Here is a 24610-nt window from a genome sequence, read left to right on the forward strand (position 1 = left end):
GCCCCGGGCGGGGGCCCCCGCCGCCCTCGCGTCCGGGCGGCGCCGCTTCCGTACACCTGTACCAACATGGCGGGTACGCTGGGCGGATGACCGGGGCCGCCTACCAGCCGTCGATGCTCGACCTCACCGCCGCCGAGCCGTCGCTGAGCCCGCTGGCCGGCCGGCTGCGCCGGCACCCGCTCACCCACGGCGCATGGGTCGACCATCTCCCCGGCTGGGTCACCGGCTCCGACCAGGTCTTCGACGTCCTGCTGCGGGAGGTCCCCTGGCGGGCCGAGCGCCGCACGATGTACGACGCCGAGGTCGACGTGCCCCGGCTGCTCTGCTGGTACGCCGGGCACCGCCCGCTGCCGCACCCGCTGCTCACCGAGGCGCGCGCCGCCCTCACCCGGCACTACGCCCCCGAGCTCGGCGAGCCCTTCGTCACCGCCGGCATGTGCCTCTACCGCTCCGGCCGGGACAGCGTCGCCTGGCACGGCGACACCCAGGGCCGCTCCGCGCATACCGACACGATGGTCGCCATCGTCTCGTTCGGCTCGCCCCGCGCGCTGCTGCTGCGGCCCCGCGGCGGCGGCGACAGCCTGCGCTTCCCGCTCGGTCACGGCGACCTCGTGGTGATGGGCGGCTCCTGCCAACGCACCTGGGAGCACGCCGTGCCCAAGACCACCCGACCCGTCGGGCCCCGGGTCAGCGTCCAGTTCCGCCCCGCCGGCGTCGCCTGACCCACCCGACGGGGCGGCAACCGGTCGCGGCCGGCGCGGCTCCGCCCGTGCCATCGACCCGGGGCGCGCCGGGCCATCGGCCGGACCGTGCGCGGGCCACCGGCCGGACCGGTTCCGGGGCCACCGGCCGGACCGTGCCCGGGCCACCGGCCGGGGCGTGCCGGGGCTCTGCTAGAAACGACTCCTGGGTTTCACCTGCGCCCCCGTCACCTCTTGCCGACGCGAAGGGCGTTCCATGACCCAGTCCTCCACCGAGCCGCGCTCCCGTTGGTCCGCGTGGGCGGTCCACGGCGACGGCCGGTCCATCCGCCCCGGCGACGTGGTCCACCCCGGCGAACGCCTCTCCTGGCCGCGCACCCTCGGCGTCGGCGTGCAGCACGTCGTGGCGATGTTCGGCGCCACCTTCACGGTGCCGCTGATCACCGGTTTCCCGCCCGCCACCACGCTCTTCTTCTCCGGGCTCGGCACGCTGCTGTTCCTGCTGATCACCGGCAACCGGCTGCCCTCGTACCTCGGCTCGTCCTTCGCCTTCATCGCGCCCGTGCTGGCGGCCAAGGCCGGCGGCGACATCGGCCCGGCGCTCGGCGGCATCGTCGTCGCCGGCGCGGCGCTGGCCGCCGTCGGGCTGGTCGTCCAGCTCGCCGGGTCACGCTGGATCGACGCGCTGATGCCGCCCGTGGTCACCGGGGCGATCGTCGCGCTGATCGGCCTGAATCTCGCCCCGGTCGCCTGGGACGGCGACGGGAGCGGCACCGGCGTGAAGGCGCAGCCGCTGATCGCGGTGGTGACCCTGGCCGCCATCCTGCTCGCCACGGTGGCCTTCCGCGGCTTCCTCGCCCGGCTGTCCATCCTGCTGGGGGTGGTGGTCGGCTGGGTCCTCGCCGCCGCGCTCGGCGACCTGGACCCGAAGGCGGTCGACGGGCTGCGGGACGCCGCCTGGGTCGGTCTACCCGAGTTCCACACGCCGAGCTTCAGCCTGCGCGCGGTCGTGCTGGTGATCCCGGTGATCCTGGTGCTGATCGCCGAGAACGCCGGGCACGTCAAGGCGGTCGCCGCGATGACCGGCCGGAACCTGGACCGGGACATGGGTCGGGCGTTCATGGGCGACGGGTTGGCCACGATGCTCGCCGGGTCCGGCGGCGGGTCCGGCACCACCACCTACGCGGAGAACATCGGCGTGATGGCGGCGACCAGGGTCTACTCCACCGCCGCGTACTGGGTGGCCGGCCTGACGGCGGTGCTGCTCGGGCTCAGCCCGAAGTTCGGCGCGCTGATCCTCACCGTGCCGGCCGGCGTGCTCGGCGGCGCCACCACCGCCCTGTACGGCCTGATCGCCATCCTCGGCGCGCGGATCTGGATCGAGAACCGGGTGGACTTCCACGACCCGGTGAACCTGATGACCGCCGCCGTCGCGGTGGTCGTCGGCGCGGCCAACTACACCCTCACCGCCGGCGACCTCTCGTTCAACGGCATCGCCCTGGGCACCGCCGCCGCCCTCGCCGTCTACCACGGCATGCGCCTGGTGGCCCACCTGCGCGGCACCACACCCACCCCCCGCCACACCCCCGACCCGGCCCCTGCCCCCGACCCCACCCGCTGACCGGCCCCCGCCCCCGGCCGCCCCTGCCTCCTCCCCGGCTCCGGCCTCCTCTGCCTCGCCGGCCCTCGCCGGGCCTCGCCCGCGGCAGCGTTGATCATGAGGTTAGCGGTGCAATATGTCTGGTTCCGAGCAGTCAAGCTCATGATCGACCGCGACGGGCGGGGCGGCGGGGGCGGGCGGAAGCCGGGCCAGGCGGGCCGGGTGCGACCGGGCCGGTTAGGCGGGGCCGGGCGGGTCGCCCGGGCTGGCAGGAGGACCGGGGCGGGGAATCAGGAAGGGCCGGCTGCGTGGTGCAGCCGGCCCTTCCCGTCGATGGGTCAGTCGCGTTCGATCTGGTGGCCGATGACAGTGGGGCCCAGCATCACGGCGAAGCCGGAGCCGTCACGGCGCGGGTCCGCCGCCGGCAGCTCCACCGGCTCGCCGGTGGCGGTGGCGGCCACCGGGCGCGGCCCGACCCAGGCGACGGCCACGTCGGTCTCACCCTTGAGGAAGCGGTGGGCCCGCACCCCGCCGGTCGCCCGCCCCTTCGCCGGGTACGCCTGGAACGGCGTGACCTTCACCGTGGCGCCCGTGGAGGTGACCACCATCGGCTCACCGTGACCCGGGTCGTCGGTGCGGACCGCGCCGAAGAACACCACCCGGGAACCGGCGGGCAGGTTGATGCCGGACATGCCGCCGCCCTTGGTCCCCTGCGGCCGGACCAGCCCGGCGGCGAACCGCAGCAGCGACGCCTCCGAGGTGACGAAGGTGAGCGTCTCCGCGCCGTCGGTGAGCCAGGTCGCCCCGACCACCTCGTCGCCCTCCCGCAGCCCGATCACCTCGAACTCGTCGGAGCGGACCGGCCACTCCGGCGCGCAGACCTTGACCACGCCCTGCCGGGTGCCCAGGGCCAGGCCCGGGGAGCCCTCGGCCGCCGGCCCGAGCGGCGCCAGCCCGACCACGGTCTCCCCCGGTTCCAGCGGCACCAGCTCGGCGGCGGCCATCCCGCCGCGCAGCGACACCGTCCCCGCCTGCTCGGGCAGGACCGGCAACGGCAGCACGTCGACCTTGAACGCCCGGCCGGCGCTGGTCACGAGCAGCACCCGGCCCCGGGCGGTGGAGTGCACGACGGCGCGTACGGCGTCGTGCTTGACCCGGCCGTGCCGCCGACGCCCCTCGGACGCCTCCTCCGACTCGGCCGCGGTCCGGGCGACCAGCCCGGTCGCGGAGAGGATCACCTGGCAGGGGTCGTCGGCGACCTCCAGCGGGCCGGCCGGCGCAGACGCGGCCAGCACCTCCTTGAGGTCCCCGTCGACGAGCGTGGTGCGGCGCGGCGCGCCGAACTGCTTCACCACCGCCGCCAGCTCGTCGGAGACGACCTTCTTCAGCACCTTCGGGTCGTCGAGGATCGTGGAGAGCTCGGCGATCTCCTTGCGGAGCTTCTCCTGCTCGGCCTCCAGCTCGATCCGGTCGTACTTGGTCAACCGGCGCAGCGGGGTGTCCAGGATGTAGGTGGCCTGGATCTCGGAGAGCTTGAACTTCTGCATCAGGCCGTCCTTGGCGGCCTGCGCGTCCTCGCTGGCCCGGATCAGCTTGACCACCCTGTCGATGTCGAGCAGGGCGATCAGCAGACCGTCGACCAGGTGCAGCCGCTCCTCGCGCTTGCGGCGGCGGTAGGAGCTGCGCCGGGTCACGACCTCGTAGCGGTGGGCCAGGAAGACCTCCAGCAGCGCCTTCAGCCCGAGGGTCTGCGGCTGCCCGTCGACCAGTACCAGGTTGTTGACGCCGAACGACTGCTCCAGCGGGGTGAGCCGGTAGAGGTCGGCGAGCAGCGCCTGCGGGTTGACCCCGACCTTGCACTCGATCACCAGACGGGTGCCGCTCTCCCGGTCGGTGAGGTCCTTGACGTCGGCGATGCCGGTGAGCCGCTTGGTCTTGTTGACCTCGTTGGTGATGGCCGCGATGACCTTCTCAGCGCCGACGCCGTACGGCAGCTCCACGACGGTGATCGCCTGCCGGCCGCGGCTGCCCTCCAGCGGGCCGATCTCGACCTTGCCCCGCATCCGGACGACGCCGCGCCCGGTCTCGTAGGCCCGCCGCACCTCGTCGAGCCCGAGCAGGACGCCACCGGTGGGCAGGTCCGGCCCGGGGACGAACTCCATGAGCTTGTCGAGCGTGGCGTCCGGGTGGTTGATCAGCCAGCGGGCGGCGGAGACGACCTCGCCGAGGTTGTGCGGGATCATGTTGGTCGCCATGCCGACCGCGATCCCCGACGCGCCGTTGACCAGCAGGTTGGGGAACGCGGCGGGCAGCACGGTGGGCTGGGTCAGCGAGCCGTCGTAGTTGGGCTCAACGTCGACCGTGTCCTCGCCCAGCTCGCCGACGAGCAGCATCGCCTCCCGCGACATCCGGGCCTCGGTGTAGCGCGACGCCGCCGGCCCGTCGTCCGGGCTGCCGAAGTTGCCGTGCCCGTCGATGAGGGGAACGTTCAACGAGAAGCTCTGCGCCAGCCGCACCATCGCGTCGTAGATCGCGGTGTCGCCGTGCGGGTGGTACTTGCCCATGCAGTTGTGGACCACGTAGCCCTCAGCCGCGAAGGCGTGCTCGTCGGAGTCGACCTGGATGTCGTAGGTGGTAGCGGACGCCACGGCTTCGACGGAGACGACCCGCAGGAACGACCGCCCAGCCAACGCCTCGAGTCGGCCGGCGAGGGGCGAACCGATGCGCCGGAGTTTGCGAACCCAACCGTCCCGCTCCGCGCGCCAGAGCGGAAACGACCGCTCCGACAAGGGCAGGCCGTTGCGGTCCTTGCCGTACCGCACCTTGCTCCCAGGGCCTGACAGGGACGCCCGGAAGGCGTTGCCGTCCTCGTCGCGGAACCATCCACCGCCCTGATGGGCGTTGGTGAACTCCTGCATCACCGGCCGGCACGGCAGGCGGTCGTTGCCCTGTTTGCCCCCGTATCGATAGCCCAGCTCGACCACCCGCCGGAGGCTGTCGCTCTTGTAACCGATGCGTACCCAGGGCAGGAGCAACTCGGCGACCACAGCAGCATCCCGGCCGGTGACGGAGAGGCCGAGAAGCGGGCGGTGGCCGTCGCGTCCGCTGTTCCAGTGGTGACCGTGCACCCCCAGGTCGGCGAGCATGGAGTAGATCTGACGCACCAACACCTCGCTGGTGCTCACGAAGACGAGTTCGCGGAAACGCTTGCGGATGTAGCCGTCACCGTCGAAGAAGCCGGCGAGGAACGGCGCCCACGCGGAACGATTTGCGAGCACGTCGTCGGGCACGCGCTTCGCGTGACTGAGTGGCGTGCCGGCCTCGAGCAGCCCCTCGTGCCTGGCGAACGTGAGGATGTGCTGGTCGCGATGGCGCGGATTGCTTGCTTCGCGCTTGCCTCGGGAGGCGTTCAATCCGTTCGCGATGGCCCACCCGTGGGCGACGTCGAGCGGTTCGACGTCGCACATGTGCAGCCGTACGCGGCCGTCCGCGTCGCGAGACCGATCGACGGCGAAGCCTTCGGCCACCACGAGCCCACGGACATAGTCATACGGGTCGCCGCCGGATGCGGGTGCCGGTGCCGCCCCGCGGCGCGTCCCGTACGCGACGGTGAGATGCCCAGTCAGGTCTCGGGCTTCCACCCACCGGACAGCCAGGTCCTCATCCACCACACGGAACCGCTGTCCGGGCGTCACGAACATGGTGTGGCCGTTGCTCCACGTGACCCGGACCAGGTCCGAATCCGGATTCCGATAAGCAGCGGTCACCGGGATGGCAGCCCCGTCGCCGTCCAACACGAGGTCACCGACGTCGACATCCTCGATCGGCCGCAGGCCCTCGGGTGTCGAGACCAGGGTCCCGGCGACGAAGCAGTCCCCGACGATGCGGGCGGACTTCACGTGCCCCCGGTCGGGGCGGTGCCCCTGCTCGTACATGGACCAGAGGATGCGCCGGTGCACCGGCTTGAGGCCGTCGCGGGCGTCGGGCAGGGCGCGGGAGTGGATCACCGAGAAGGCGTACTCCAGATAGGAGTCGGAGACCTCGGTGACCAGCGGGTTGTCGAAGACCCGCGCGCCGGCCTGGTCGAAGGCGGACAGGTCCACCTTGGCGCGGTCGTCCTTACGGCGTGCCATCGTTCAGCTTCCCTCTCGGCGGGCGGTGCTCATGCGTCGATCGCCTCGCGGTCGACCCGGTCGGCGGAGTCGATCAGCCAGTTGCGGCGCGGCTCGACCTTCTCCCCCATCAGCAGTTCGAGGATCCGCTCGGCGGCGTCGACGTCGTCGAGGGTGATCCGGCGGACCGCCCGGGTGGCCGGGTTCATCGTGGTCTCCCACAACTCGTCGGCGTCCATCTCGCCGAGACCCTTGAACCGCGGGATCGGGGTGACGATCTGCTTGCCGGCCTTCTCCAGCTTGCGGACCGTCGCCTCCATCTCCGCCTGCGTGTAGGTGTAGATGGTCTGCGGGTTGCGCCCCCTGGTGGTGATCTTGTGCAGGGGCGGCATGGCCGCGTAGAGCCGGCCGGCCTCGATCAGCGGCCGCATGTAGCGGGCGAAGAGCGTGATCAGCAGGGTGCGGATGTGCGCGCCGTCCACGTCGGCGTCCGCCATGATCAGCACTCGGCCGTAGCGCATCGCGGAAAGGTCGAACGTGCGGCCGGAGCCGGCGCCGAGCACCTGCACGATGGCGGCGCACTCGGCGTTGTCCAGCACCTGCTGGAGGTTGGCCTTCTGCACGTTGAGGATCTTGCCCCGGATCGGGAGCAGCGCCTGGTACTCGGCGGAGCGGGCGAGCCGGCCCGTCCCCAGCGCGCTGTCGCCCTCCACGATGAACAGCTCGCTGCGCTCGATGCCGGCCGCCCGGCAGTCGACCAGCTTGGGCGGCATGGACGCGCCCTCCAGGGCGGTCTTGCGCCGGGCGGCGTCCTTCTGCTGCTTCTGGGTCAGCCGCACCCGGGCCGCGTCGACGATCTTCTGCAGGACCGTACGCGCCTCGGCCTTGGTCCTCCGGTCCTCCAGCCAGGCCTTCAGGTGCTGCTCGACCAGCGCCTGGATGACCTTGGTGATGCCGGCGGTGGAGAGCTCGTCCTTCGTCTGCGAGGTGAACTGCGGCTCCGGGATCCGGACGTGCACGACCGCCGTCATGCCCTCCAGGACGTCGTCCAGGGTGGGCGGGTCCTCCTTGGCCTTGAGCAGGCCACGGGTGTTGCGGACGGCGTCGGCGAGGGTACGCGCCAGGCCCCGCTCGAAGCCCTTGCGATGGGTGCCGCCGTGCGCGTTGCGGATGGTGTTGGTGAAGCACTCGACGGTGCGCTCGTAGCCGGTGCCCCAGCGGAAGGCCACCTCGACCTCGGCCCGACGCTGCACGTTGGACTGCATGACCCCGTTGGCGTCGGCGGCGTTCTCCCGGTAGGTGCCCTCGCCGGTGACCATCAGCATGCCGGAGACGGCTCGGTCGCCGGCCGGGGCGAGGAACTCCACCATGTCGGTCAGGCCGTTGGGGTAGTGGAAGCTCTCCTCGGTCGGCTCCTCCCCGGTGTGGTCGCGCAGCGTGTAGCTCACGCCCGGCACCAGGAACGCCGTGTTGCGCAGCTTCGTCCGCACGGCGTCGGCGTCCAGCGTGGCGCCGGTCTCGAAGTAGCGCGCGTCGTGCCACCAGCGGATCGAGGTGCCGGTGCGCTGGCCGCGCTTCATCGCGCCGACGATCTGGAGCCCGGGGCCCGGGGTGAACGCGGCCTCGGGGCCGTCGCCGTCGAAGATCCCCGGCACGCCGTGCCGGAACGACATCGCGTGGACCTTGCCGCCCCGGCGGACGGTGACGTCGAACCGGCGGGACAGCGCGTTGACCGCCGAGGCGCCCACGCCGTGCAGACCGCCGGAGGTCTTGTAGCCGGAGCCGCCGAACTTGCCGCCGGCGTGCAGCCGGGTGAGCACCAGCTCGACGCCGGAGATGCCGGACTTGGCGTGCACGTCGGTGGGGATGCCCCGGCCGTCGTCGTCGACCTGGACCGAGCCGTCGGCGTGCAGCGTCACCTCCACCTTCGTGGCGTGGCCGGCGACGCCCTCGTCCGTGGAGTTGTCGAGGATCTCGTTGACGAGGTGACCCACGCCACGGCTGTCGGTGGAGCCGATGTACATGCCGGGCCGTTTGCGAACGGCGTCCAGCCCCTCGAGGTGCGTGAGGTCGTCGGCCCCGTACAGGGTCTCAGGCTCTGCGGTCAACTGGTCGTACTCCCAGGTCTCGGCGATGTGGTGCCGCGTCCGACGTCGCGGGCCGGCCGGCGCGCCGCAGCGAGCCTAACCGGGAGATGCGACAGGACGACGGCGCCCCGCAGCGAGGCGCGCTCCCCGTCGCGGGGCGGAGCCGGGCGGCGCGGTCGCGCGTTCCGTCCGGATCCGGCACGTCGGTGCCGCCCTGACCGGTTTGCGAACGAGCCGGCGACGGGCGGGTCCACCTGGACAACACCCGCGCCCTGGCGCGCCTTCCCGCAGCGACGGACGCCGCCGCCGGGCGCGCCGCGGGGTGGTCGGCGACACCGGTCGGTAGGCGCCTCCGCCCAGCCCGGGCCCCGACCGCTGTTGCCGGGTGGCGGCAGACCGGCGCACCGGAGCGGATGCCCCGCACGGAACGATTTTGTTACGAGCCATTGACGTCCGTCGTGCAGGAGTGATCTGATCGCGCCCTCGGAGGATCTTTCACGTTTCGATGGACAGATGGGGGACGTCATGTCCAGGTTCCGTCGTACCGCACTCGCGGCGGCGCTCGCCGTCGCCACCGCCGCCACCCTGTCGACCGCCGTCGGGCTGCCCGCCCCGGCCTCGGCGACCCCACCCACCGCCGCCGTGGCGCTCGGCGACAGCTTCATCAGCGGCGAGGGCGCCGGGGCGTACACCCCGGTGGTCGACGCCAACGGGGTCGCCCAGGGCTTCCCGGGTTGGACCGCCCCGAACGACAACGCGTTCTTCTGTCACCGCTCGGCGAACGCGTCCCTGCACCGGGCCAGCCTGCCGGGCATCCAGGACCGGTTCAACCTCGCCTGCTCCGGCGGCCAGCCGCACGACATCGCCGCGGCCTCCTCGGCCCGGGCCAAGGGCCGCCAGGTGGCCGCCCAGCTCGACCAGCTCCGCGCGGTCGGCCAGACCCACGACATCGACCTGGTGCTGCTCGGGCTCGGCTCGAACAACAGCTCGTTCACCTTCGGCAGCGTCGCGGAGAAGTGCGCCAACCGGTTCATCGCGGACGCCTGGACCGGCTGGTGGGAGTTCTGGGCCTACCTCGGCGGGCCGGTGGAGCAGAAGCCGTGCAGCGACGCCGACCTGGCCACCGCGGCGCAGTGGAGCGCCGCCACCGCGGAGACCACCTCGGCCGTACGCCAGCTCCTCACCACGCTGCGCGAGATCGACGCCGACGGTCAGCACCGCGTCGTCTTCCAGGACTACACCAACCCCCTGCCGTTCGACCTCGAGTCGCCGTTCCACGAGGAGGACAGCCGGGACGACACCCGGGACAAGTTCCGCGCGCTGGGCGCCGAGCGGTACGCGGCCGGCTGCCCGATCCACCGGGCCAGCCTGCTGCCGGGGCACCGCTTCTCGCAGGGACTGGGCACCCTGGTGAAGTCCACCCGCGACACCCTGGCCGCCGAGTTCCCTGGCGCCGACCTGGTCTACCTCAACGTGCAGCGGGCCTTCGACGGCGCCCGGCTCTGCGAGTCGGCGGGCAGCCCGACCGGCGCCCTGGCCACCCCGATCCGGCTCCAGGACAACCCGCCGAACGGCGTCTTCGTCACCAGCCTCGCCGGCAAGGACAAGATCGCCATCCAGCGGATCGCGAACACCTGCGTGAGCTACTTCCAGACCTGCCAGGAGTCGTGGCACCCGAACGCCGCCGGCCACCAGGTGCTCGGGCAGTGCCTGACGGGCGCGGCCACCACCGGTGCGCGTTCCGTGGCCTGCGTCCGCGCCGGGGACGGCTCGATCACGGTCTCCTGACCGCGAGCGCGTCCCGGAACCCCGTGCCGCCCGGCGCGGGGTTCCGCCGCGTCCGGGGTCGGAAGAACCCGTGCCCCGGCGCGGTCGCGGGGCAGAACCCGGGCGCGGTCGCGGGCGGGCCGGGGTCAGTCGGGGGTGGCCACGCCGAGCACGTGCGGGGCGGCGGGACCCGGCAGCCGGCTGTCGGGGAAGCGGAAGGCGTCCAGTTCGGTGACGGTGAAACCCGCGGCCCGGATCGCGGCCACCGTGTCGCGGCCCGTGTGGCAGCCGCCGCAGAGCAGCGGCCAGACGGTCGCGTCGACCAACCGCTGCACCCGGCGCAGGCCCGGGGTCTGCGCGCGTACGTGCTCGAAGAAGCGCAACTGCCCGCCGGGCCGCAGCACCCGGCGGGCCTCGCGCAGCGCGGCGGCCTGGTCGGCCACCGAGCAGAGGACCAGGGACAGCACCACGGCGTCGGCGTCGCCGTCGGGCGCCGGCAGCGCCTCGGCGAGGCCGTCGACCATCTCCACGGGTACGGGCGCCCCGGCCGCCGCCTCCCGGGCCGCCGCCCGGAGCAGGGGTTCCGGCTCGACCGCGAGCACCCGCTCGACCGTGCCCGGGTAGTGCGCGAAGGTGCGGCCGTTGCCGGCGCCGACCTCGACCACCCGGCCCGCGAGGCCGGCGACGAGACGCCGCCGGTGGGCGGCCACGCCGGCGCGGTCCATCGCCACGCTCGCCCGCCGGTACACCCGGGCGAACACCGGGTGGGAGACCGTGCTGCCGGACATCGCCACTCCTCAGAACAGATCGGGTACGGACCGCCGGGGCCGCGACGAGCCGGCACCGGACGGCGGCGCGGGACGCTCCGGCACCGCGGCCGACGGCGGCGCGGGACGCTCCGGCGGCCCCTGCGGCGACGGCGCGTCGGGCACCGGCCGGGGGCGGGGCAGGCCGAGGGCGAGCAGCACCGGGCCGGTCGGTCCGTCGACGAGCCCGCCGAGGGTCACGCCGTCCAGCACGGCGAGGAAGGCGTCCCGGGCCCGGCGCAGCTCGCCCCGCAGCCGGCAGGCCGCGCGCAGCGAGCAGGCCGGCTCGTCGCAGGACACCACCTCGTCGTCGCCCTCGAAGGCCCGGACCACGTGCCCCACTGTGGCGTCCCCGCCACCCTCGGCGAAGGCCACCCCGCCGGAGCGGCCCCGGATGGTGACCAGCACGCCGAGCCGCTGCAACCGCTGCACCACCTTGGCGACGTGGTTGCGGGGCAGGTCGAGCTGGTCGGACAGCTCCTCCACGGTCATCCGTCGCGGGCTCGCGGCGGCGAGCATGGCGATGCGCAGCGCCATGTCGGTGGACCGGTTGAGCTTCACGTCCCGACCCTAGCCAGCGCTGTCGACCGCCCACCACGGTCGACCGGACCGGGGTGTGATCCGGACGACCCTGGACCCGGGACCTTCGGCCCTGAAGAGGTATTTGGAATACCTGTTTTGCTGTCGGGGCCCGAGCGGTTCAGCCAGAAGGAGGCAGTCGTGCTCTCGGAGTCCTCAGCAGCAGTGGTGACGGCGACCCTGCCCGCCGTGCAGTCGCACGGCGAGGCGATCACCGGCCGGTTCTACCAGCGGATGTTCGACGCGCACCCCGAACTGCTCGACATCTTCAACCGCAGCAACCAGGCCACCGGCACCCAGAAGGCCGCCCTCGCGGCCGCCGTGGTCGCGTACGCGGAGCACCTGACCGGCGGCGGCAGCGCGCCCTGGGGGCCGATCCTGGACCGCATCGCGCACAAGCACGCCTCGCTGGGCATCACCGCCACCCAGTACACGATCGTCGGGCGGCACCTGCTCGCCGCCGTCGGCGAGGTGCTCGGCGACGCCGTCACCGCCGAGGTCGCGGCGGCCTGGGACGAGGTCTACTGGCTGCTGGCCTGCGAGCTGATCGCCCGGGAGGCCCGCCTCTACACCACCGCCGGGCTGGCCGAGGGCGAGTCGGTCTGGCGGGACTGGCGGGTCGTCGCCCGGGCCACCGAGGCGCTGGACGTCGTGTCGTTCACCCTGGTCCCGGCCGACGGCGGCCCGGTGCCCACCTTCGTCCCGGGCCAGTACACCTCGGTCGCCGTCGACCTGGACGGCGGGCGCGGCCAGCAGATCCGCCAGTACAGCCTCTCCGGCCGCCCCGGCGCCGGCCACTGGCGGATCACCGTCAAACGGGTACGCGGCACCGGCGACGCCCCCGACGGCATGGTCTCCACCTTCCTGCACGAGCGCGTGGGGATCGACGACGTTCTCCGGCTCAGCCCGGCGTTCGGCGAGGTCAGCGCGGTGGCCGGGGAGGGCCCGCTGCTGCTGGTCAGCGCGGGCATCGGCCTGACCCCGGCGATGGCCGCGCTGGAGTACCTGGCCGCCACCGAGCCGCGGCGTCCGGTCGTGCTGGTGCACGCCGACCGGGCCGGCGCGGCGCACGCGTTCCGCGGCGAACTGCCGCGCCTGCACGCCGCGCTGCCCAATCTGCGCACCGCCCTCTGGTACGAGGACCTCACCGACGGCGAGCTGGCCGGGGTGACCGCCGAGGTCATCGCCGGCCGGGTCGACCCGGCGCTGATCCCGCTCTCCCCCGACGCCCACGTGCACCTCTGCGGGCCGCTGCCGTTCATGAACACGATCCGGGGCGGCCTGCTGCGCCGGGGGGTGCCGGTGGAGCGGATCGCCTACGAGGTCTTCGGTCCGGGCATGCTCCGCGACGACCGGTCCTGATCGACCGTAGCCGAGCGGTCACGGGCGGTGGGGCGATCCGCCCCGCCGCCCGGCGGCGTCTCCACACCCGACCGACGTACGGGTCAGGCCGAGTGGGCAGGTGGCGGTTAGGAGGGGAGGCCGGGGGTAGGGACTCCTGCGGCGGGGTCCGCCAGGCGGCGAGGAGACGCCCCGGGGCTCGACCGGGTCCCCGCCGACGGGCCGGCCGATGGAGGAAGCACATGCGTATCGCGATGATCTCGGAGCACGCCAGTCCGCTCGCCGTCGGAGGGTCGGGGGAATCCGGCGGTCAGCACACGCACGTGGCGGAGCTCGCCGCCGCCCTGGTCGGCGAGGGGCACGACGTCCGCGTCTACACCCGCCGGGACTCCACCCTGCCGCCCGACTCCGTGGTCACCCCGGCTGGCTACCAGGTGTGCCAGGTGCCGGCCGGGCCGGCGCTGCGGGTGCCGACGGACGAGCTGCTGCCGCACCTGGGCGAGTTCGGTCGCTGGCTGGCCGGTCAGTGGCGCGACGGCGGCTGGGTGCCGGACGTGGCGCACGCCCACTTCTGGACGAGCGGGCTGGCCACGCTGCACGCCGGCCGGCGCACCGGGGTGCCGGTGGTGCTCACCTACCACAGCCTCGCCTCGGTGAAGCGGCGGCAACCGGGCGCCCGGGACACCAGCCCACCGGGCCGGGCCGGCTACGAGCGGGCCCTGGGCCGGGCCGCCGACCGGGTCATCGTGCAGTGCCAGGACGAGGTCGGGAAGCTGGTCCGGCTCGGCGTGCCCCGGGCCCGGATGACGCTGGTCCCCGCCGGGGTCAACCAGGAGCTGTTCCGCCCCGACGGGCCCGTCGCGGTGCGCGACCCGGCCCGGCCCCGGATCATCACCGTCGGCCGGATGGTGGAGCACAAGGGCATCCAGGACGTCGTCCGGGCCCTGCCGGCCGTGCCGGACGCCGAGTGCGTGGTGATCGGCGGCCCACCGGCAGAGCTGCTCCCCGCGGACGGCTTCGCCCGCCGGCTCCACGCGCTCGCCGAGTCCTGCGGGGTCGCCGACCGGGTGAAGCTGCTGGGCGGGCTGCCCCGGGAGGAGCTGGCCCCCTGGTACCGCTCCGCGGACCTGCTGGTGGCCGCCCCCTGGTACGAGCCGTTCGGGCTCACCCCGCTGGAGGGCATGGCGTGCGGGGTGCCGGTCGTCGGCACGAACGTCGGCGGGATCGCCGACACCGTGGTCGACGGCCTGACCGGTGACCTCGTGCCACCTCGGGACCCCCGGGCCCTCGGCACCGCCGTCCGCCGGCTGCTCGCCGACAAGGTCCGTCGCTTCGCGTACGCGACGGCGGCGCTGGACCGGATCCGCAACCGGTACTCGTGGAAGCGCTGCGCCGAGCAGCTGAGCGCGGTCTACGCCACGGTCAGCACGGTCGGCCGCCCCGCCCCGGCGGTGGCGTGACGCGGGCGGCGGTGGAACGCGTGACGCCCGCCACCCCACGGTTACCCGCCGGTAGCATCGGGCCGTAGCCTGGGGCGGTGAACGCGACGGGGGAGTACCGGCAGGAGTTCGTCGAGGTCGACGGGGCCCGCATCGGGCTACAGGTGTATCCCGATCCGGACGGCGCCACCGACGCCCCGCTGGTGCTGATCACGCCAGCGATGGGCGTCCGGGCGCGCTACTACCGGCCGTTCGCCGCCGCCCTGCGCGCCGCCGGCCTGGCCGTGGCGGTGGCCGACCTGCGCGGCACCGGGGAGAGCACCCCGAAGCCGAGCCGCGCCTGCCGGTACGGCTACCCGGAACTGGCCGCCGACGTGGGCGCCGCGCTGGCGGCGCTCAAGACCCGGCGGGACGGGCGGAGGACGCTGCTGCTCGGGCACTCCCTCGGTGGGCAGGCCGCGCTGCTGCACCTCGCCGTGCACGGCCACCACGACGTCGACGGGCTGGCGCTGGTCGCCGTCGGCGTCCCGTGGTGGCGCAGCTACCCGGGCCTGCGCGGGTACGGCGTCCTGCCGTACACCCAGGGGATCGCGGCGACCGCCCGGCTGCTCGGCGTCTGGCCGGGCTGGGGCTTCGGCGGCCGGCAGGCGCGCGGGGTCATCCGGGACTGGGCGTACACCGCGCGGACCGGGCGCTTCCCGCACCTGGACGGGGTGGACGCCGAGGCGGCCGTGCGGGCGCTGCGCACCCCCGTCCTCGCGGTCAGCGTCGACGACGACCAGTACACCCCGCACGAGACCGTCGACCACCTGTGCGCGAAGCTGGCCGGGGCGCCCCTCGCCCGCGAGCGCTACACGGCGGCGCAGGCCGGAGCCCGGATGGACCACTTCACCTGGGTACGCGCGAGCGCGCCGCTGGCGGCGCGGGTGGCCCGCTTCGCCGCCGACCTGCCGGCCCGCTGACCCGCCCTCAGCCGACCCGCAGCGCCAGCAGGGCGACGTCGTCGTCCGGTTCGGCACCGGCGGCGGACGGCCGGCGTTGCACCAGGTGAGGTGCGCCGCCCGCGGGTCGCCGGAGGCGGGCGGGACGCGGACGTGCCCGACCACGGCCGAGGCGAACGTCGAGACGCCCAGCCCGCGCAGGGCCCGTTCGAGCCCGGCGAAGATCGCCGCCGGTGGCTCACCCAGCACGTACGCGACACCGCGCAGTGTGTTGCGGATCTGGGCCATCGCGGCCAGCGCGGCCCGGTCGTGCCCGGTGACGTCGCCGATCACCAGGGTGGTGGCCCCGTCGGCGGCGGGGAACGCGTCGTACCAGTCCCCGCCGACCTGCTCGTGCTCCACCGCCGGGTGGTACCGCACCGCGATGTCGAGGCCAGCACCTCGACCTCGCGCGGCGTGAACGGATGCGGCGCGCGCCAGCCGACGGTCAGCGAGCCGAGCAGCCGCTCCCCCACCCGCAGCGGCAGGGAGGCCCACGCCTCCAGCCCCGTCGAGGCGACGACGTCGGCCATCTCGGCGGTGTAGTCCAGGGCGGCGGCCCGGTCGGGCAGGAAGACGGTGTGGCCCGCGTACGCCGAGACGCTGGACGGCAGCGGGCCGGTCAGCGGCAGCTCGGCGAAGCGGGCGCGGGCGACACCACCGAGGCTGTCGGTGAGGGTGAGCCGCAGCAGGTCGCCGTCGTCGTTCCGGACGGCCACGGCACCGCCGTCGGCGTCGAGCGCCCCGAGGCCCCGGTCGACGACCACCTCGGTCAGCTCGGCGACGCTCTCGCAGCCGGCCAGGTCGGCGGCCAGGTCGACCAGGGTGGCGAGACGGCGGTTCGCCACCGCCTGGGCCTCCAACGGGCCGCGCAGCTCCCGCGCCCGGGCGTACAGGTCGGCCTCGGCCTCCTCCATGCGGCGCCGGAACGTCTCGCCGCGGGCCTGCTCGTCCCAGGTCCGCTGCCGTTCCTGGACGAAGTCCGTGACGTCCTCGGGTCGGTGCAGCAGCAGCACGACGCGCCCGTCGTCGTCGAGGATCGGCACGTTCATCGGGCTCCAGTACCGTCGCACGAAGCCGCCGCCGGTCCCGTCGGGAGTGTCGTAGCGCTGCAACGCCATCGTGTCCGACCGACCCGTGTCCCGGGCCCGCAGCAGGGAGGCCCGCAGGTTGGGCACCCCGCTGCCCTCCGGGTGGTCCGGGTTCGCCGGGAACGCGGCGAACAGCTCCGCCCGAGAAGCTCCTCGCGGGTACGGGCGGTGGCCCGCAGGTACGCCTCGTTGGCCTCGACGATCACCAGGCCCGGGGTGAGCACCAGGTACGGCGACGGCGCGGCGGCGAAGATCCGTGCGTGGTCCACCGCCGCCGGCTCTCCCACCCGGTCCCGTCCGTCACCCACGTTCCCTCGCTCCCGACCTCGCCACCGTGCCCGTACGCCGTTCCCGGGCGGCGTGCGCGCCGCCCGGGAGGCACGTTCACTCGTCGGTGTCGACGGGCACCATCTCGCCGTCCCGTTCCACGCGGGTCTCGCCGCGCTCGGCCGGCGGCGGCACCTGGGCCGTGGTCTTGCGCGGATCGTTGTCCGGGTGCATCAGCACCGCGTCGGTCGACGCGGTCTTCTCCCGGCTCTCCTCGGGCTGCGACATCCGCTTCCCCTCTCGTCGGGTCGTCCGACGATCTACCCGCCACCGGCCCCGCCGACTCCCCCCGCCCCGTCCCGATCGTCGGCCGGCGCCGACGCCACCGGCTCCCGCTCTTCCCCGGTATCCGTGCCGCTGCGGCGTATCGGCAGGTGACGGGCGGGATTAGCCGACCGGGTGGCGGGTATGCCGCACCGCCCGACACGGTGGAAGGGGATCAGATGTCCGAACGACACACCGCACTGCGCTCGATGCACGACCTGGGCCTGGCGGCCTGGTTCGGGGGCTCCCTGATGGGAGCGTTCGGTGTCAACGGCGCGGCGGCACAGATGAACGACTCGACCCAGCGGTTGCCGATGGCCTCGGCCGGCTGGGCCCGGTGGACCCCGGTGAACGCCGCGGCGATCGGCGCCCACCTGGCGGGGGCCGTCGGGGAACTGGTGACGGAGAGCCCCCGGGTGGCCGCCCAGTCGGGAGTGGCCCGGGCCAGCACGCTGAAGACGGCGTTGACGGTCGGCGCGCTGGCGGTGACCGGCTACAGCCGGCTGCTCGGCATGAAGTTGGAGAAGGCCGGCGGGCCCGCGGTCGAGGGGGTCACCGAGCCGAACTCGCACACGCCGTCGAACGTGGCGTCGTGTCAGCGGCAGATGCGGATGCTCCAGTGGGCGATCCCGGCGATGACCGGGGCGCTCATCGTGATGACCGCGTACATGGGCGAGCAGCAGAAGCCCGGCGAGGTGTTGCGGGGAATGCTGGGGCGCGTCGGCGGCACGCGGAACGCGCCGAAGGGGATCGGCGCGCTCATGGCGATGGGCACGGCCAACAAGAAGCGGATGGCGAAGTCCGGCCGCTGCTGACCGACGTGCCGCGCGGCGGCGTCCCGCCGACTCCTCGGCGGCGGGGCCGCCGCCGCGCGTGTCCTGCGCAGCGGGGCGCCGCCGCGCGTGTCCTGCGCCCGGTGCCGTCCGGCCGCCGGGTCGCCGGCGAGGCATGACCGCCCCGGCGACGGGCAATCGGAGCCGGTACCGGCGGACCGAGCAGCGAGGTGGCCAATGGCAGCAGGAGACGGACGCGGCGGGGACCGACGCCCACCGGAGGCGACCACCGCATGGGTGACCAGGGACGGGCTGGACGTGGAGCCGCCGTGGGGCACCGGCGAGCACGACCCCATGGACGAGGGCAGTGAGGAGACCGCCGTGCCGGAGGGGCGGCGCGGGGAGCGGCGGGCCGACGAGCCGGCGGGACCGTCCGGCCCCGCTGGGCGGCACGGCTTCGGCCCGGTCGAACCGACCCCCACGCGGCCGGCGGGCCCCGGCGCGCCGCCGGACCCGGCCCCGGCCCGGCGGTCCTTCCCCGACGCCGCCGACGTCGAGGAGCGGACGGAGGACGCGCTGCGGACCAGAGGCCGGCGCTCCTGACCGGCGCGTCCCCGGTGGGTGTGGCCGGGTCGCGGACGGGACGGCCCCCGTTCCGAGCGCCCGGCGTCAGGCGCGTCCGGCGGCACGCAGCAGCCGGAGTTGACCGATCTCGGCCGCGTTCTTCATCAACTCGGCGTTGACCCAGCCGAGCATGTGCGCCACCGTGTGCCCCGAGTCGTCCTGCCACGGGAACGGCGCGGCGCCGTCGAGGTCCGCGTCGCCGAGGCGGTCGAGCTGACCGAGCCACTCGGCGCGCAGGCCGCGCAGCCAGGCGACCGTCGGCTCGCCCGCGCCCGGCCATCCGACGTCGGTACGCTGCCGTGGTGGCCGTCCTGCGAGATGGTCCATGGTCACCGTCCACCACCAGCCGATGTGCCACGACAGCCACGCGATCGTCGGCACCGGCACGGGGTCGGGTTCGGTGTCGGCCCAGTCGGGTGTCCAGCGGCCGTCGGGGCCGCGACGCACCGTCCAGCAGAGCGCGGCCGGCTCCCAGAGGAAGTCCGCCGCGTCGAGGCGCTCGAGGTGGTATTCGAACAGCGACCACGTCAGGTCGAACTGGAAGCGCAGGAGCGCGCGGGAGGTTGCCGCCATCGGGCGATCATGCCGGAGGGCGGTGGCCCGGTCGACGGAATAAGACCTGGTAGCCACGACCCCAACCGGTGGCGGCGGCCGGCTCGTGACGGCGGTCCGCCCGGCCACGACCGCCGCCGCGCGGTGGACGAACTCAGCCGCCGGCGGTGTCCTCCCCGGCGACCCACGTCCCCGCCGGTACCCGACCGGCCGCCGGGAAACCCCAGGGCGTCGCCGATCGCGCCGGTGGTCAGGAGGGCCTGCCGGCTCCCGCCCGCACCGCCCGGTCCCGTGCCACCGGCTCGACGCCCAACAGCTCCGCGAGCCGGGCGGCGTCCCGCTGGGCCTGGTCGCCGCAGCAGTTGTTGAACAGCGCGTGCAGCTCCCCCGCCTGCCCGGCCAGCTCGACCAGCAGCTCCGACCAGCGGCGCAGTTCCTCGTCGCCGTACGCGTAGCGGAACTTCTCCTGCTTGTCCCCGGTCTCCCAGGCGGCGCTGTGCCCGTGGAGCCGGACCACCGCCAGCTCCGCCGTGGCGAACAGGATGGGCGGCACCGACGAGGGATGCCCCTGCGGCATGTCGACGCAGACGAACGACAGCTCGCGCTCCCGCAGGAACGCGAGCGTGTCCAGCGCCGCCGTGCCGTCGAACCAGGACCCGTGGCGCAGCTCGACGGCGACCCGCCACGGCCGGCACCGCTCCGCCAGTTCGGCGATGCGCCGCTCGGCGGCGGCACCCCGGGCCAGCCACGGCGGAAACTGGAGCAGGACCGCGCCGAGCCGGTCGGCCGCCGCGATCGGGGCCAGCGCCGCGCGGAAGCGGTCCCACAGCTCGTCGTACGCGGCCGCCGGGAGGTCGCGGCGGCGGATCCGGCTCGGGCCGCCGGCTGGGCGCAGGTCGCGGGGCAGTGCCGCCACCGGTGTCGGGTGACCGGTGAAGAGGCTGAACGCCTTGACGTCGAAGGTGAAGCCCTCGGGCGTGGCGTCGACCCAGCCCTGCGTCGTCTCGGGCACGGGCACCGCGTAGTAGGAGGTGTCCACCTCGACCAGCGGGAAGCGCCCGGCGTAGAAGTCGAGCCGGCCGGCCGGGGTGTTCGCCGCGCGCGGATACCAGCCCGAGCGAAGCAACATCTGGTCCGCCCAGGACGACGTGCCCACCTTGATCACACCCATGTGGTTCAGTGCACCCCGGACCGGACAGATCGGCAACCGCTGGCGGAAATCCGGCGTCCGGCACCGCGTTCGGTGTCGGTGGGCGCTCCTATGCTGGCCGCGTCCGGAGAAGTCCAGGAATCCGGAGAGGCCCAGGAGAGGAGCGTGGCGATGACCACGACCACGACCACGACCGCACAGCTGACCGGCGAGCGGGCCGACCTGGTGGAGACGCTGCGCCTGCACCGCGACTTCCTGCGGCGGACCGTCGCGGGGCTGACCGACGAGCAGGCCGCGTCCCGCAGCACCGTCAGCGAGCTGTGTCCGGGCGGTCTGATCAAGCACGTCACGCAGGTGGAGCGGCGGTGGATGCGGTTCGCCGTCGGCGGCGCCGAGGCGATGGACAGCGAGCCGGTCGACTGGGTGGGCCAGTTCCGCATGCACGAGGGCGAGAGCCTGGAAGGGTTGCTCGCCGACTACGCCCGGGTCGCCGCCACGACCGACGAACTGGTCGGCACGCTCGACCTCGACGCGACCCACCCGCTGCCGCAGGCCCCCTGGTTCGAGCCCGGCGCGAGCTGGTCGGTCCGCCGCGTCCTGCTGCACCTCGTCGCCGAGACGTCCCAGCACGCGGGGCACGCCGACATCCTGCGCGAGGCGATCGACGGCGCCAAGACCATGGGCTGAGCCGCAAGCCCGGTCCCGCCCCCTCCCCGACCCGGTGCTTGTCGGACGTCACACCCCTACCGTGTGACGGCCCGGCGGCCCGTGGCGCTGAGGGACACGAGATGAAAGCACACCGGATGGACCAGGAGACCGTCGAGCGACTGCTCGGCGGTCCGGTCCGCGACCCGCAGGACGGTCCGCGGTCCGTCACGTCGCTCTTGACGGCGGTCCGCGCCGCGCCCCACGCCAGCGAGCTGGCCGGGGAGGAGGCGGCCGTACGGGCCTACCGGCTGGCCCGGGCCGGGGACCCGCTCGGGCTGCCGGAGCGGCGCCGGCGTCCCGCCCTGGCGGGGTTCGGCGTCCGCGCCGCGCTGGCCGGCGCCGCCCTGGCCCTCACGGGCGGGGTGGCCCTCGCCGCCACCGGGGGCGCGCTGCCCCACCCGCTGCGGGGTCCGGCACCCACCACCGCCGCTCCCCTGCCCGCCCCCACCACGGGCGCCTCCCCCACGGCGGTTCCCGACCCACCCTCCGCCCCGACGGGCGGGGTGGACGGTCGGCCGGAGCCGGACGCGGACGTGCGGGAGTTGTGCCGGGCGTACCGGGCGGATGCCGGCGACGAACCGGGCGGTGTCCTGGATGACGCCGCCTTCGGCAAGCTGATCCACGCCGCCGGTGGCCGTAAGGAGGTGGCCGGCTACTGCGAGCGGGTGCTGGCCGCCGAGCCGACGGGCCCCGGCCCGCACGGCAGCCCGTCCGGCCGGCCCGGCACGGCCCCGACCGGCCGACCGGGAGCCGACCCGACCGGCCGGCCCGGGGCCACCCCCACCAGCCGACCCGCAGCCACCCCGACCAGCCGGCCCACAGACACCCCGACCGGCCGACCGGGAGCGGAACCGACCGGCCAGCGGGTCGGCCCCACGGCGTCGCCGTCGGTCACGGCCGCGCAGCCGGCCCGGCCGGGGCCGGGCCCCGTCCCGCCGGTGCAGGGGCGCCGCACCGCCGCGCCGGACGGCGGCGAGGCCGGCTGACCGCGCGGCCCGCCGTGGGCAGGCACCCCGCCGTCGTGCCCCGCCACGGCGACGCGCTGGTCGGCGGCGAGCCTGTCCGGGCTTCCGGCGCGGCGCAGCCTGCGTCCGTCGGCCGGTGACCTCGGCGGAGGCGGCTGGTAGCTTGCCCCGATGAGTCTGCGGCGTCGACGCGTGGCGGTGGTCTTCCGCCTGGCGATCGTGATCAGCGTGCTGGCCGGGATCGTGCTCACCGCGATCGGTCCCACCACGGTCACCGGCCTGCTGCCGTACTTCACCATCCAGAGCAACGTCGCCGTCGGGCTCTTCGCCGGATACGCCGCCTGGCGGGCCTGGCAGGACCGGCCCGAGCCGCCCTCGGCGCTCAAGGGCGCGGTCACCCTCTACATCACCATCACCGGCGTGGTCTACCACCTGGTGTTGGCCAACCCCGCGAGCCCGTTCGCGATGCCGCAGCCGGACCGCACGCTTCCCGAGGCGCTGGGCAACCAGTTCCTGCACACCGTCGTGCCGCTGCTGGCCGTGGCGGACTGGGCGCTGTTCGACCGCCGGGGCCGGCTCCGCCCGCGCTACGCGGCCTGGTGGCTGGCGTTCCCCCTCGGATACCTCGGCTTCGCCCTGCTCCGCGGACTGGTGGTGGACCGGTACCCGTACCCGTTCATCGACGCGGGCGAGTTGGGCTACGCCGGGGTGGCCGTCAGCGCGGTCTTCTTCGCCGCCGCGTTCTGGCTGCTGGGCCTGCTCTTCGTCGCCGTCGACCGGACCCTGGGCCGCCGGGTGAGGACCGCTCACCCCGTCGCCGCGCAGCCTGCTGCCGGCGCTCCGGCCGCCCCCACGACCGCCCCCGCCGCCCCGTCGACCGCCCCCGCCGCCACGGCCGCCCCAACCCCCACCACCGCCCCCGCCGCCACGGCCGCCTCCGACGTCGCCCGGCCCGACGCGACCGCCCTGCCGTGACGGCCACCCCTCGCCGGCTCCCCCGGAAGGGGTGAACCGGGGCGCCGCGGCCGGCCGTTTGGTCCGTCGCTGAACGGGCAGCCGGCAGGTGGACCGGAAGCGGGAGGACGGGAGGCGTCATGCGCGCACTGCGGTTGCCGAACTGGAAGTCGGAGCCCGAGCTGGTCGAGGTCGACGAGCCGACCCCGGGCCCGGATCAGGTGGTGGTGAAGATCGGCGGTGCCGGCGCCTGCCACTCCGACCTGCACCTGATGCACGACTTCGAGGCCGGCGCGGTGCCCTGGAACCCGCCGTTCACCCTCGGCCACGAGAACGCCGGCTGGGTGCACGCCCTCGGCGACGGCGTGACCGGGCTGGCGGTGGGCCAGCCGGTGGCCGTGTACGGGCCGTGGGGCTGCGGCACCTGCGCCCGCTGCCGGGTGGGGATCGACCCGTACTGCGAGAACGTCGCCGAGGCGCCGGTGCCCGGCGGGGGTGGCGGCCTCGGTCTGGACGGCGGCATGGCCGAGTACATGCTGGTGCCGCAGGCCCGGCAGGTCGTGCCGCTGCCCGACGGGCTCGACCCGGTGCGGGCGGCGCCGCTGACCGACGCGGGGCTCACCCCGTACCACGCGATCCGCCGTTCCTGGGCGAAACTGGGCCCGACCAGCACCGCCGTGGTGATCGGCGTGGGCGGGCTGGGGCACGTCGGCGTCCAGATCCTCAAGGCCACCACCGCGGCCCGGGTGATCGCGGTGGACACCCGCGAGGAGGCGCTGAAGCTCGGCGAGGAGTGCGGCGCCGACCTCACCATGCTCTCCGGCGAGGACACCGCCCAGGAGATCCGCCAGGCCACCGGCGGCCGGGGCGCCGACGTGGTCCTGGACTTCGTCGGCGCCGACCCCACGCTCGCGCTCGGCGTCGCCGCCGCCCGCACCGTCGGCGACCTCACCATCGTCGGCATCGGCGGGGGCACGCTGCCGGTGGGTTTCTTCTCGGTGCCGTACGAGGTGAGCATCCAGACCACGTACTGGGGCAGCCGGCCGGAGCTCATGGAGGTGCTCGAACTGGGCGCCCGGGGCCTGGTGAAGCCGAAGGCCAGCACCTTCTCGCTGGAGGAGGCGGTCCTCGCGTACCGGAAGATGCGCGACGGCACGCTGGAGGGCCGGGCCGTCGTCGTGCCGTGACCGTCGCGCCCCTACGATGATCATGTGGTCGCGGCGCTGGAGCTCTACCTGGACACCGACGGCACCCGGCGGATCCGGGTGCTCTGGGACGCGCTGGAGTCCGAGGGCGTGCAGAGCATGCGGTCGCTGCTGGAGCAGCGCCACCGGCCGCACGTCTCGCTCGCCGTGGCGCCCCGTCTCGATCCGGAGCGGGTCGCGGCGGCGCTGCGCGGGACGGTGGTGGCCGCGCCGCTGCGGCTCAGATTCGAGCACGCCGGGCAGTTCGTCGGCCGGGTGCTGTGGCTGGGCCCGACCCCCACCGTCGAGCTGCTCGCGCACCACGCGCGGGTGCACGGCCGGCTGGCCGAGGCGGGGATCGGGCTGGTCGAGCACTACCAGCCGGGGCGTTGGGTGCCGCACTGCACGCTGTCGATGCGGGTGCCGAACGCGTTGATGGCCGCCGCCGTGCGCCGTTGCCTGGAGGTGCTGCCGCTGGAGGCGACCGTGGTCGGCGCGGCTGTCACCGACCACGCCCGGGGCATCTTTCACCCGTTGCCGTAGCCGGAGCGCAGCCGTGGGCGGGCACCGACGATGTCGGTGGCACCGCGTACCGTCGGCGCCCGT

At 74.5% G+C, this 24610-nt stretch carries 21 protein-coding genes and 3 pseudogenes; 13 read left to right on the forward strand and 11 right to left on the reverse strand.

Annotated elements, in window-relative coordinates; genetic code table 11:
• Nucleotides 1-86: 86 nt before the first annotated feature.
• Together AB0G13_RS21050 and AB0G13_RS21055 are read left to right on the forward strand one after the other, a co-directional pair.
• Nucleotides 87-722: an alpha-ketoglutarate-dependent dioxygenase AlkB gene (locus tag AB0G13_RS21050; RefSeq protein WP_357876605.1), complete on the forward strand. Its 636-nt coding sequence runs from the start codon at nucleotides 87-89 to the stop codon at nucleotides 720-722.
• Between the two features lie 235 nt (nucleotides 723-957).
• Nucleotides 958-2322, forward strand: coding sequence for a solute carrier family 23 protein (locus AB0G13_RS21055; protein WP_357876606.1), 1365 nt, complete (start codon nucleotides 958-960; stop codon nucleotides 2320-2322).
• A gap of 317 nt (nucleotides 2323-2639) precedes the next feature.
• Here the strand turns inward: AB0G13_RS21055 and AB0G13_RS21060 are convergent, their stop codons facing one another.
• The 4 genes and pseudogenes from AB0G13_RS21060 to AB0G13_RS21075 form a co-directional block, all read right to left on the reverse strand.
• Entirely contained in the window at nucleotides 2640-5219 is a 2580-nt protein-coding gene (locus AB0G13_RS21060; RefSeq protein ID WP_357876652.1) for a DNA topoisomerase (ATP-hydrolyzing), read from the reverse strand.
• A 153-nt stretch (nucleotides 5220-5372) separates the two neighbouring features.
• Nucleotides 5373-6002, reverse strand: a pseudogene (locus AB0G13_RS21065) (LAGLIDADG family homing endonuclease); the annotation flags it as partial.
• 171 nt (nucleotides 6003-6173) lie between these two features.
• Nucleotides 6174-6434 (reverse strand): annotated as a pseudogene (locus AB0G13_RS21070) (DNA gyrase subunit A); the annotation flags it as partial.
• Between the two features lie 29 nt (nucleotides 6435-6463).
• The gene (locus tag AB0G13_RS21075) at nucleotides 6464-8521 is read right to left on the reverse strand and encodes a DNA topoisomerase IV subunit B (protein ID WP_357876608.1); all 2058 of its coding nucleotides are present in this window, start codon (nucleotides 8519-8521) and stop codon (nucleotides 6464-6466) included.
• 504 nt (nucleotides 8522-9025) lie between these two features.
• Here AB0G13_RS21075 and AB0G13_RS21080 point away from each other — a divergent pair.
• A complete protein-coding gene (locus tag AB0G13_RS21080) occupies nucleotides 9026-10288 on the forward strand; it encodes a hypothetical protein (protein ID WP_357876610.1) in 1263 nt (420 codons plus the stop codon).
• A 125-nt stretch (nucleotides 10289-10413) separates the two neighbouring features.
• On the opposite strand, the gene AB0G13_RS21085 is transcribed toward AB0G13_RS21080, so the two are convergent.
• Both AB0G13_RS21085 and AB0G13_RS21090 read right to left on the reverse strand, forming a co-directional pair.
• Nucleotides 10414-11055 carry a methyltransferase domain-containing protein gene (locus AB0G13_RS21085; protein ID WP_357876612.1) on the reverse strand — a complete coding sequence of 214 codons (642 nt, stop codon included), beginning with the start codon at nucleotides 11053-11055 and terminating at the stop codon, nucleotides 10414-10416.
• A gap of 9 nt (nucleotides 11056-11064) precedes the next feature.
• The gene (locus AB0G13_RS21090) at nucleotides 11065-11634 is read right to left on the reverse strand and encodes an Rrf2 family transcriptional regulator (protein ID WP_357876614.1); all 570 of its coding nucleotides are present in this window, start codon (nucleotides 11632-11634) and stop codon (nucleotides 11065-11067) included.
• Nucleotides 11635-11793: 159 nt separating this feature from the next.
• Here AB0G13_RS21090 and AB0G13_RS21095 point away from each other — a divergent pair, with 159 nt between their 5' ends.
• The 3 genes from AB0G13_RS21095 to AB0G13_RS21105 all read left to right on the forward strand — a co-directional run bounded on the left by AB0G13_RS21095 (nucleotide 11794) and on the right by AB0G13_RS21105 (nucleotide 15394).
• Entirely contained in the window at nucleotides 11794-13014 is a 1221-nt protein-coding gene (locus AB0G13_RS21095; protein ID WP_357876616.1) for a globin domain-containing protein, read from the forward strand.
• A gap of 221 nt (nucleotides 13015-13235) precedes the next feature.
• The gene (locus AB0G13_RS21100; protein WP_357876618.1) at nucleotides 13236-14453 is read left to right on the forward strand and encodes a glycosyltransferase; all 1218 of its coding nucleotides are present in this window, start codon (nucleotides 13236-13238) and stop codon (nucleotides 14451-14453) included.
• Between the two features lie 77 nt (nucleotides 14454-14530).
• Complete coding sequence (locus tag AB0G13_RS21105) at nucleotides 14531-15394, forward strand: alpha/beta fold hydrolase (RefSeq protein WP_357876620.1); 864 nt, start codon at nucleotides 14531-14533, stop codon at nucleotides 15392-15394.
• A gap of 111 nt (nucleotides 15395-15505) precedes the next feature.
• Here AB0G13_RS21105 and AB0G13_RS21110 read toward each other — a convergent pair.
• From AB0G13_RS21110 to AB0G13_RS21120, 3 genes and pseudogenes are all read right to left on the reverse strand, one after another.
• Nucleotides 15506-15793: pseudogene (locus tag AB0G13_RS21110) on the reverse strand (SpoIIE family protein phosphatase); the annotation flags it as partial.
• The gene (locus tag AB0G13_RS21115) at nucleotides 15703-16590 is read right to left on the reverse strand and encodes a GAF domain-containing protein (RefSeq protein WP_357876622.1); all 888 of its coding nucleotides are present in this window, start codon (nucleotides 16588-16590) and stop codon (nucleotides 15703-15705) included. The gene AB0G13_RS21115 and the pseudogene AB0G13_RS21110, both read right to left, overlap by 91 nt.
• A gap of 297 nt (nucleotides 16591-16887) precedes the next feature.
• Nucleotides 16888-17058 (reverse strand): hypothetical protein, encoded by a 171-nt coding sequence (locus AB0G13_RS21120; RefSeq protein WP_172896549.1) that lies wholly within the window; start codon nucleotides 17056-17058, stop codon nucleotides 16888-16890.
• Between the two features lie 215 nt (nucleotides 17059-17273).
• Here AB0G13_RS21120 and AB0G13_RS21125 point away from each other — a divergent pair, with 215 nt between their 5' ends.
• Nucleotides 17274-17909, forward strand: coding sequence for a hypothetical protein (locus AB0G13_RS21125; protein ID WP_357876624.1), 636 nt, complete (start codon nucleotides 17274-17276; stop codon nucleotides 17907-17909).
• 255 nt (nucleotides 17910-18164) lie between these two features.
• Nucleotides 18165-18470: a hypothetical protein gene (locus AB0G13_RS21130; protein ID WP_357876626.1), complete on the forward strand. Its 306-nt coding sequence runs from the start codon at nucleotides 18165-18167 to the stop codon at nucleotides 18468-18470.
• Nucleotides 18471-18536: 66 nt separating this feature from the next.
• Here the strand turns inward: AB0G13_RS21130 and AB0G13_RS21135 are convergent, their stop codons facing one another.
• Together AB0G13_RS21135 and AB0G13_RS21140 are read right to left on the reverse strand one after the other, a co-directional pair.
• Nucleotides 18537-19064 carry a DinB family protein gene (locus AB0G13_RS21135; RefSeq protein ID WP_357876628.1) on the reverse strand — a complete coding sequence of 176 codons (528 nt, stop codon included), beginning with the start codon at nucleotides 19062-19064 and terminating at the stop codon, nucleotides 18537-18539.
• Nucleotides 19065-19293: 229 nt separating this feature from the next.
• Nucleotides 19294-20214, reverse strand: a complete 921-nt coding sequence (locus tag AB0G13_RS21140) for a DUF72 domain-containing protein (protein ID WP_357876630.1) — start codon at nucleotides 20212-20214, stop codon at nucleotides 19294-19296.
• A 150-nt stretch (nucleotides 20215-20364) separates the two neighbouring features.
• Between AB0G13_RS21140 and AB0G13_RS21145 the strand changes: the two genes are divergently transcribed.
• The 5 genes from AB0G13_RS21145 (at nucleotide 20365) to AB0G13_RS21165 (ending at nucleotide 24547) form a co-directional block, all read left to right on the forward strand.
• Complete coding sequence (locus tag AB0G13_RS21145) at nucleotides 20365-20880, forward strand: DinB family protein (protein ID WP_357876632.1); 516 nt, start codon at nucleotides 20365-20367, stop codon at nucleotides 20878-20880.
• A gap of 116 nt (nucleotides 20881-20996) precedes the next feature.
• On the forward strand, nucleotides 20997-21887 hold the full coding sequence (locus tag AB0G13_RS21150; protein WP_357876634.1) for a hypothetical protein: 891 nt from the start codon (nucleotides 20997-20999) through the stop codon (nucleotides 21885-21887).
• A gap of 150 nt (nucleotides 21888-22037) precedes the next feature.
• Nucleotides 22038-22841, forward strand: coding sequence for a Pr6Pr family membrane protein (locus AB0G13_RS21155; protein ID WP_357876636.1), 804 nt, complete (start codon nucleotides 22038-22040; stop codon nucleotides 22839-22841).
• A gap of 119 nt (nucleotides 22842-22960) precedes the next feature.
• Complete coding sequence (locus tag AB0G13_RS21160) at nucleotides 22961-24007, forward strand: NAD(P)-dependent alcohol dehydrogenase (protein WP_357876638.1); 1047 nt, start codon at nucleotides 22961-22963, stop codon at nucleotides 24005-24007.
• Between the two features lie 24 nt (nucleotides 24008-24031).
• The gene (locus AB0G13_RS21165; protein ID WP_357876640.1) at nucleotides 24032-24547 is read left to right on the forward strand and encodes a 2'-5' RNA ligase family protein; all 516 of its coding nucleotides are present in this window, start codon (nucleotides 24032-24034) and stop codon (nucleotides 24545-24547) included.
• The last annotated feature ends 63 nt before the right edge of the window (nucleotides 24548-24610 follow it).

It is taken from the genome of Micromonospora sp. NPDC023633 (assembly GCF_040640035.1).
GTDB lineage: Bacteria > Actinomycetota > Actinomycetes > Mycobacteriales > Micromonosporaceae > Micromonospora.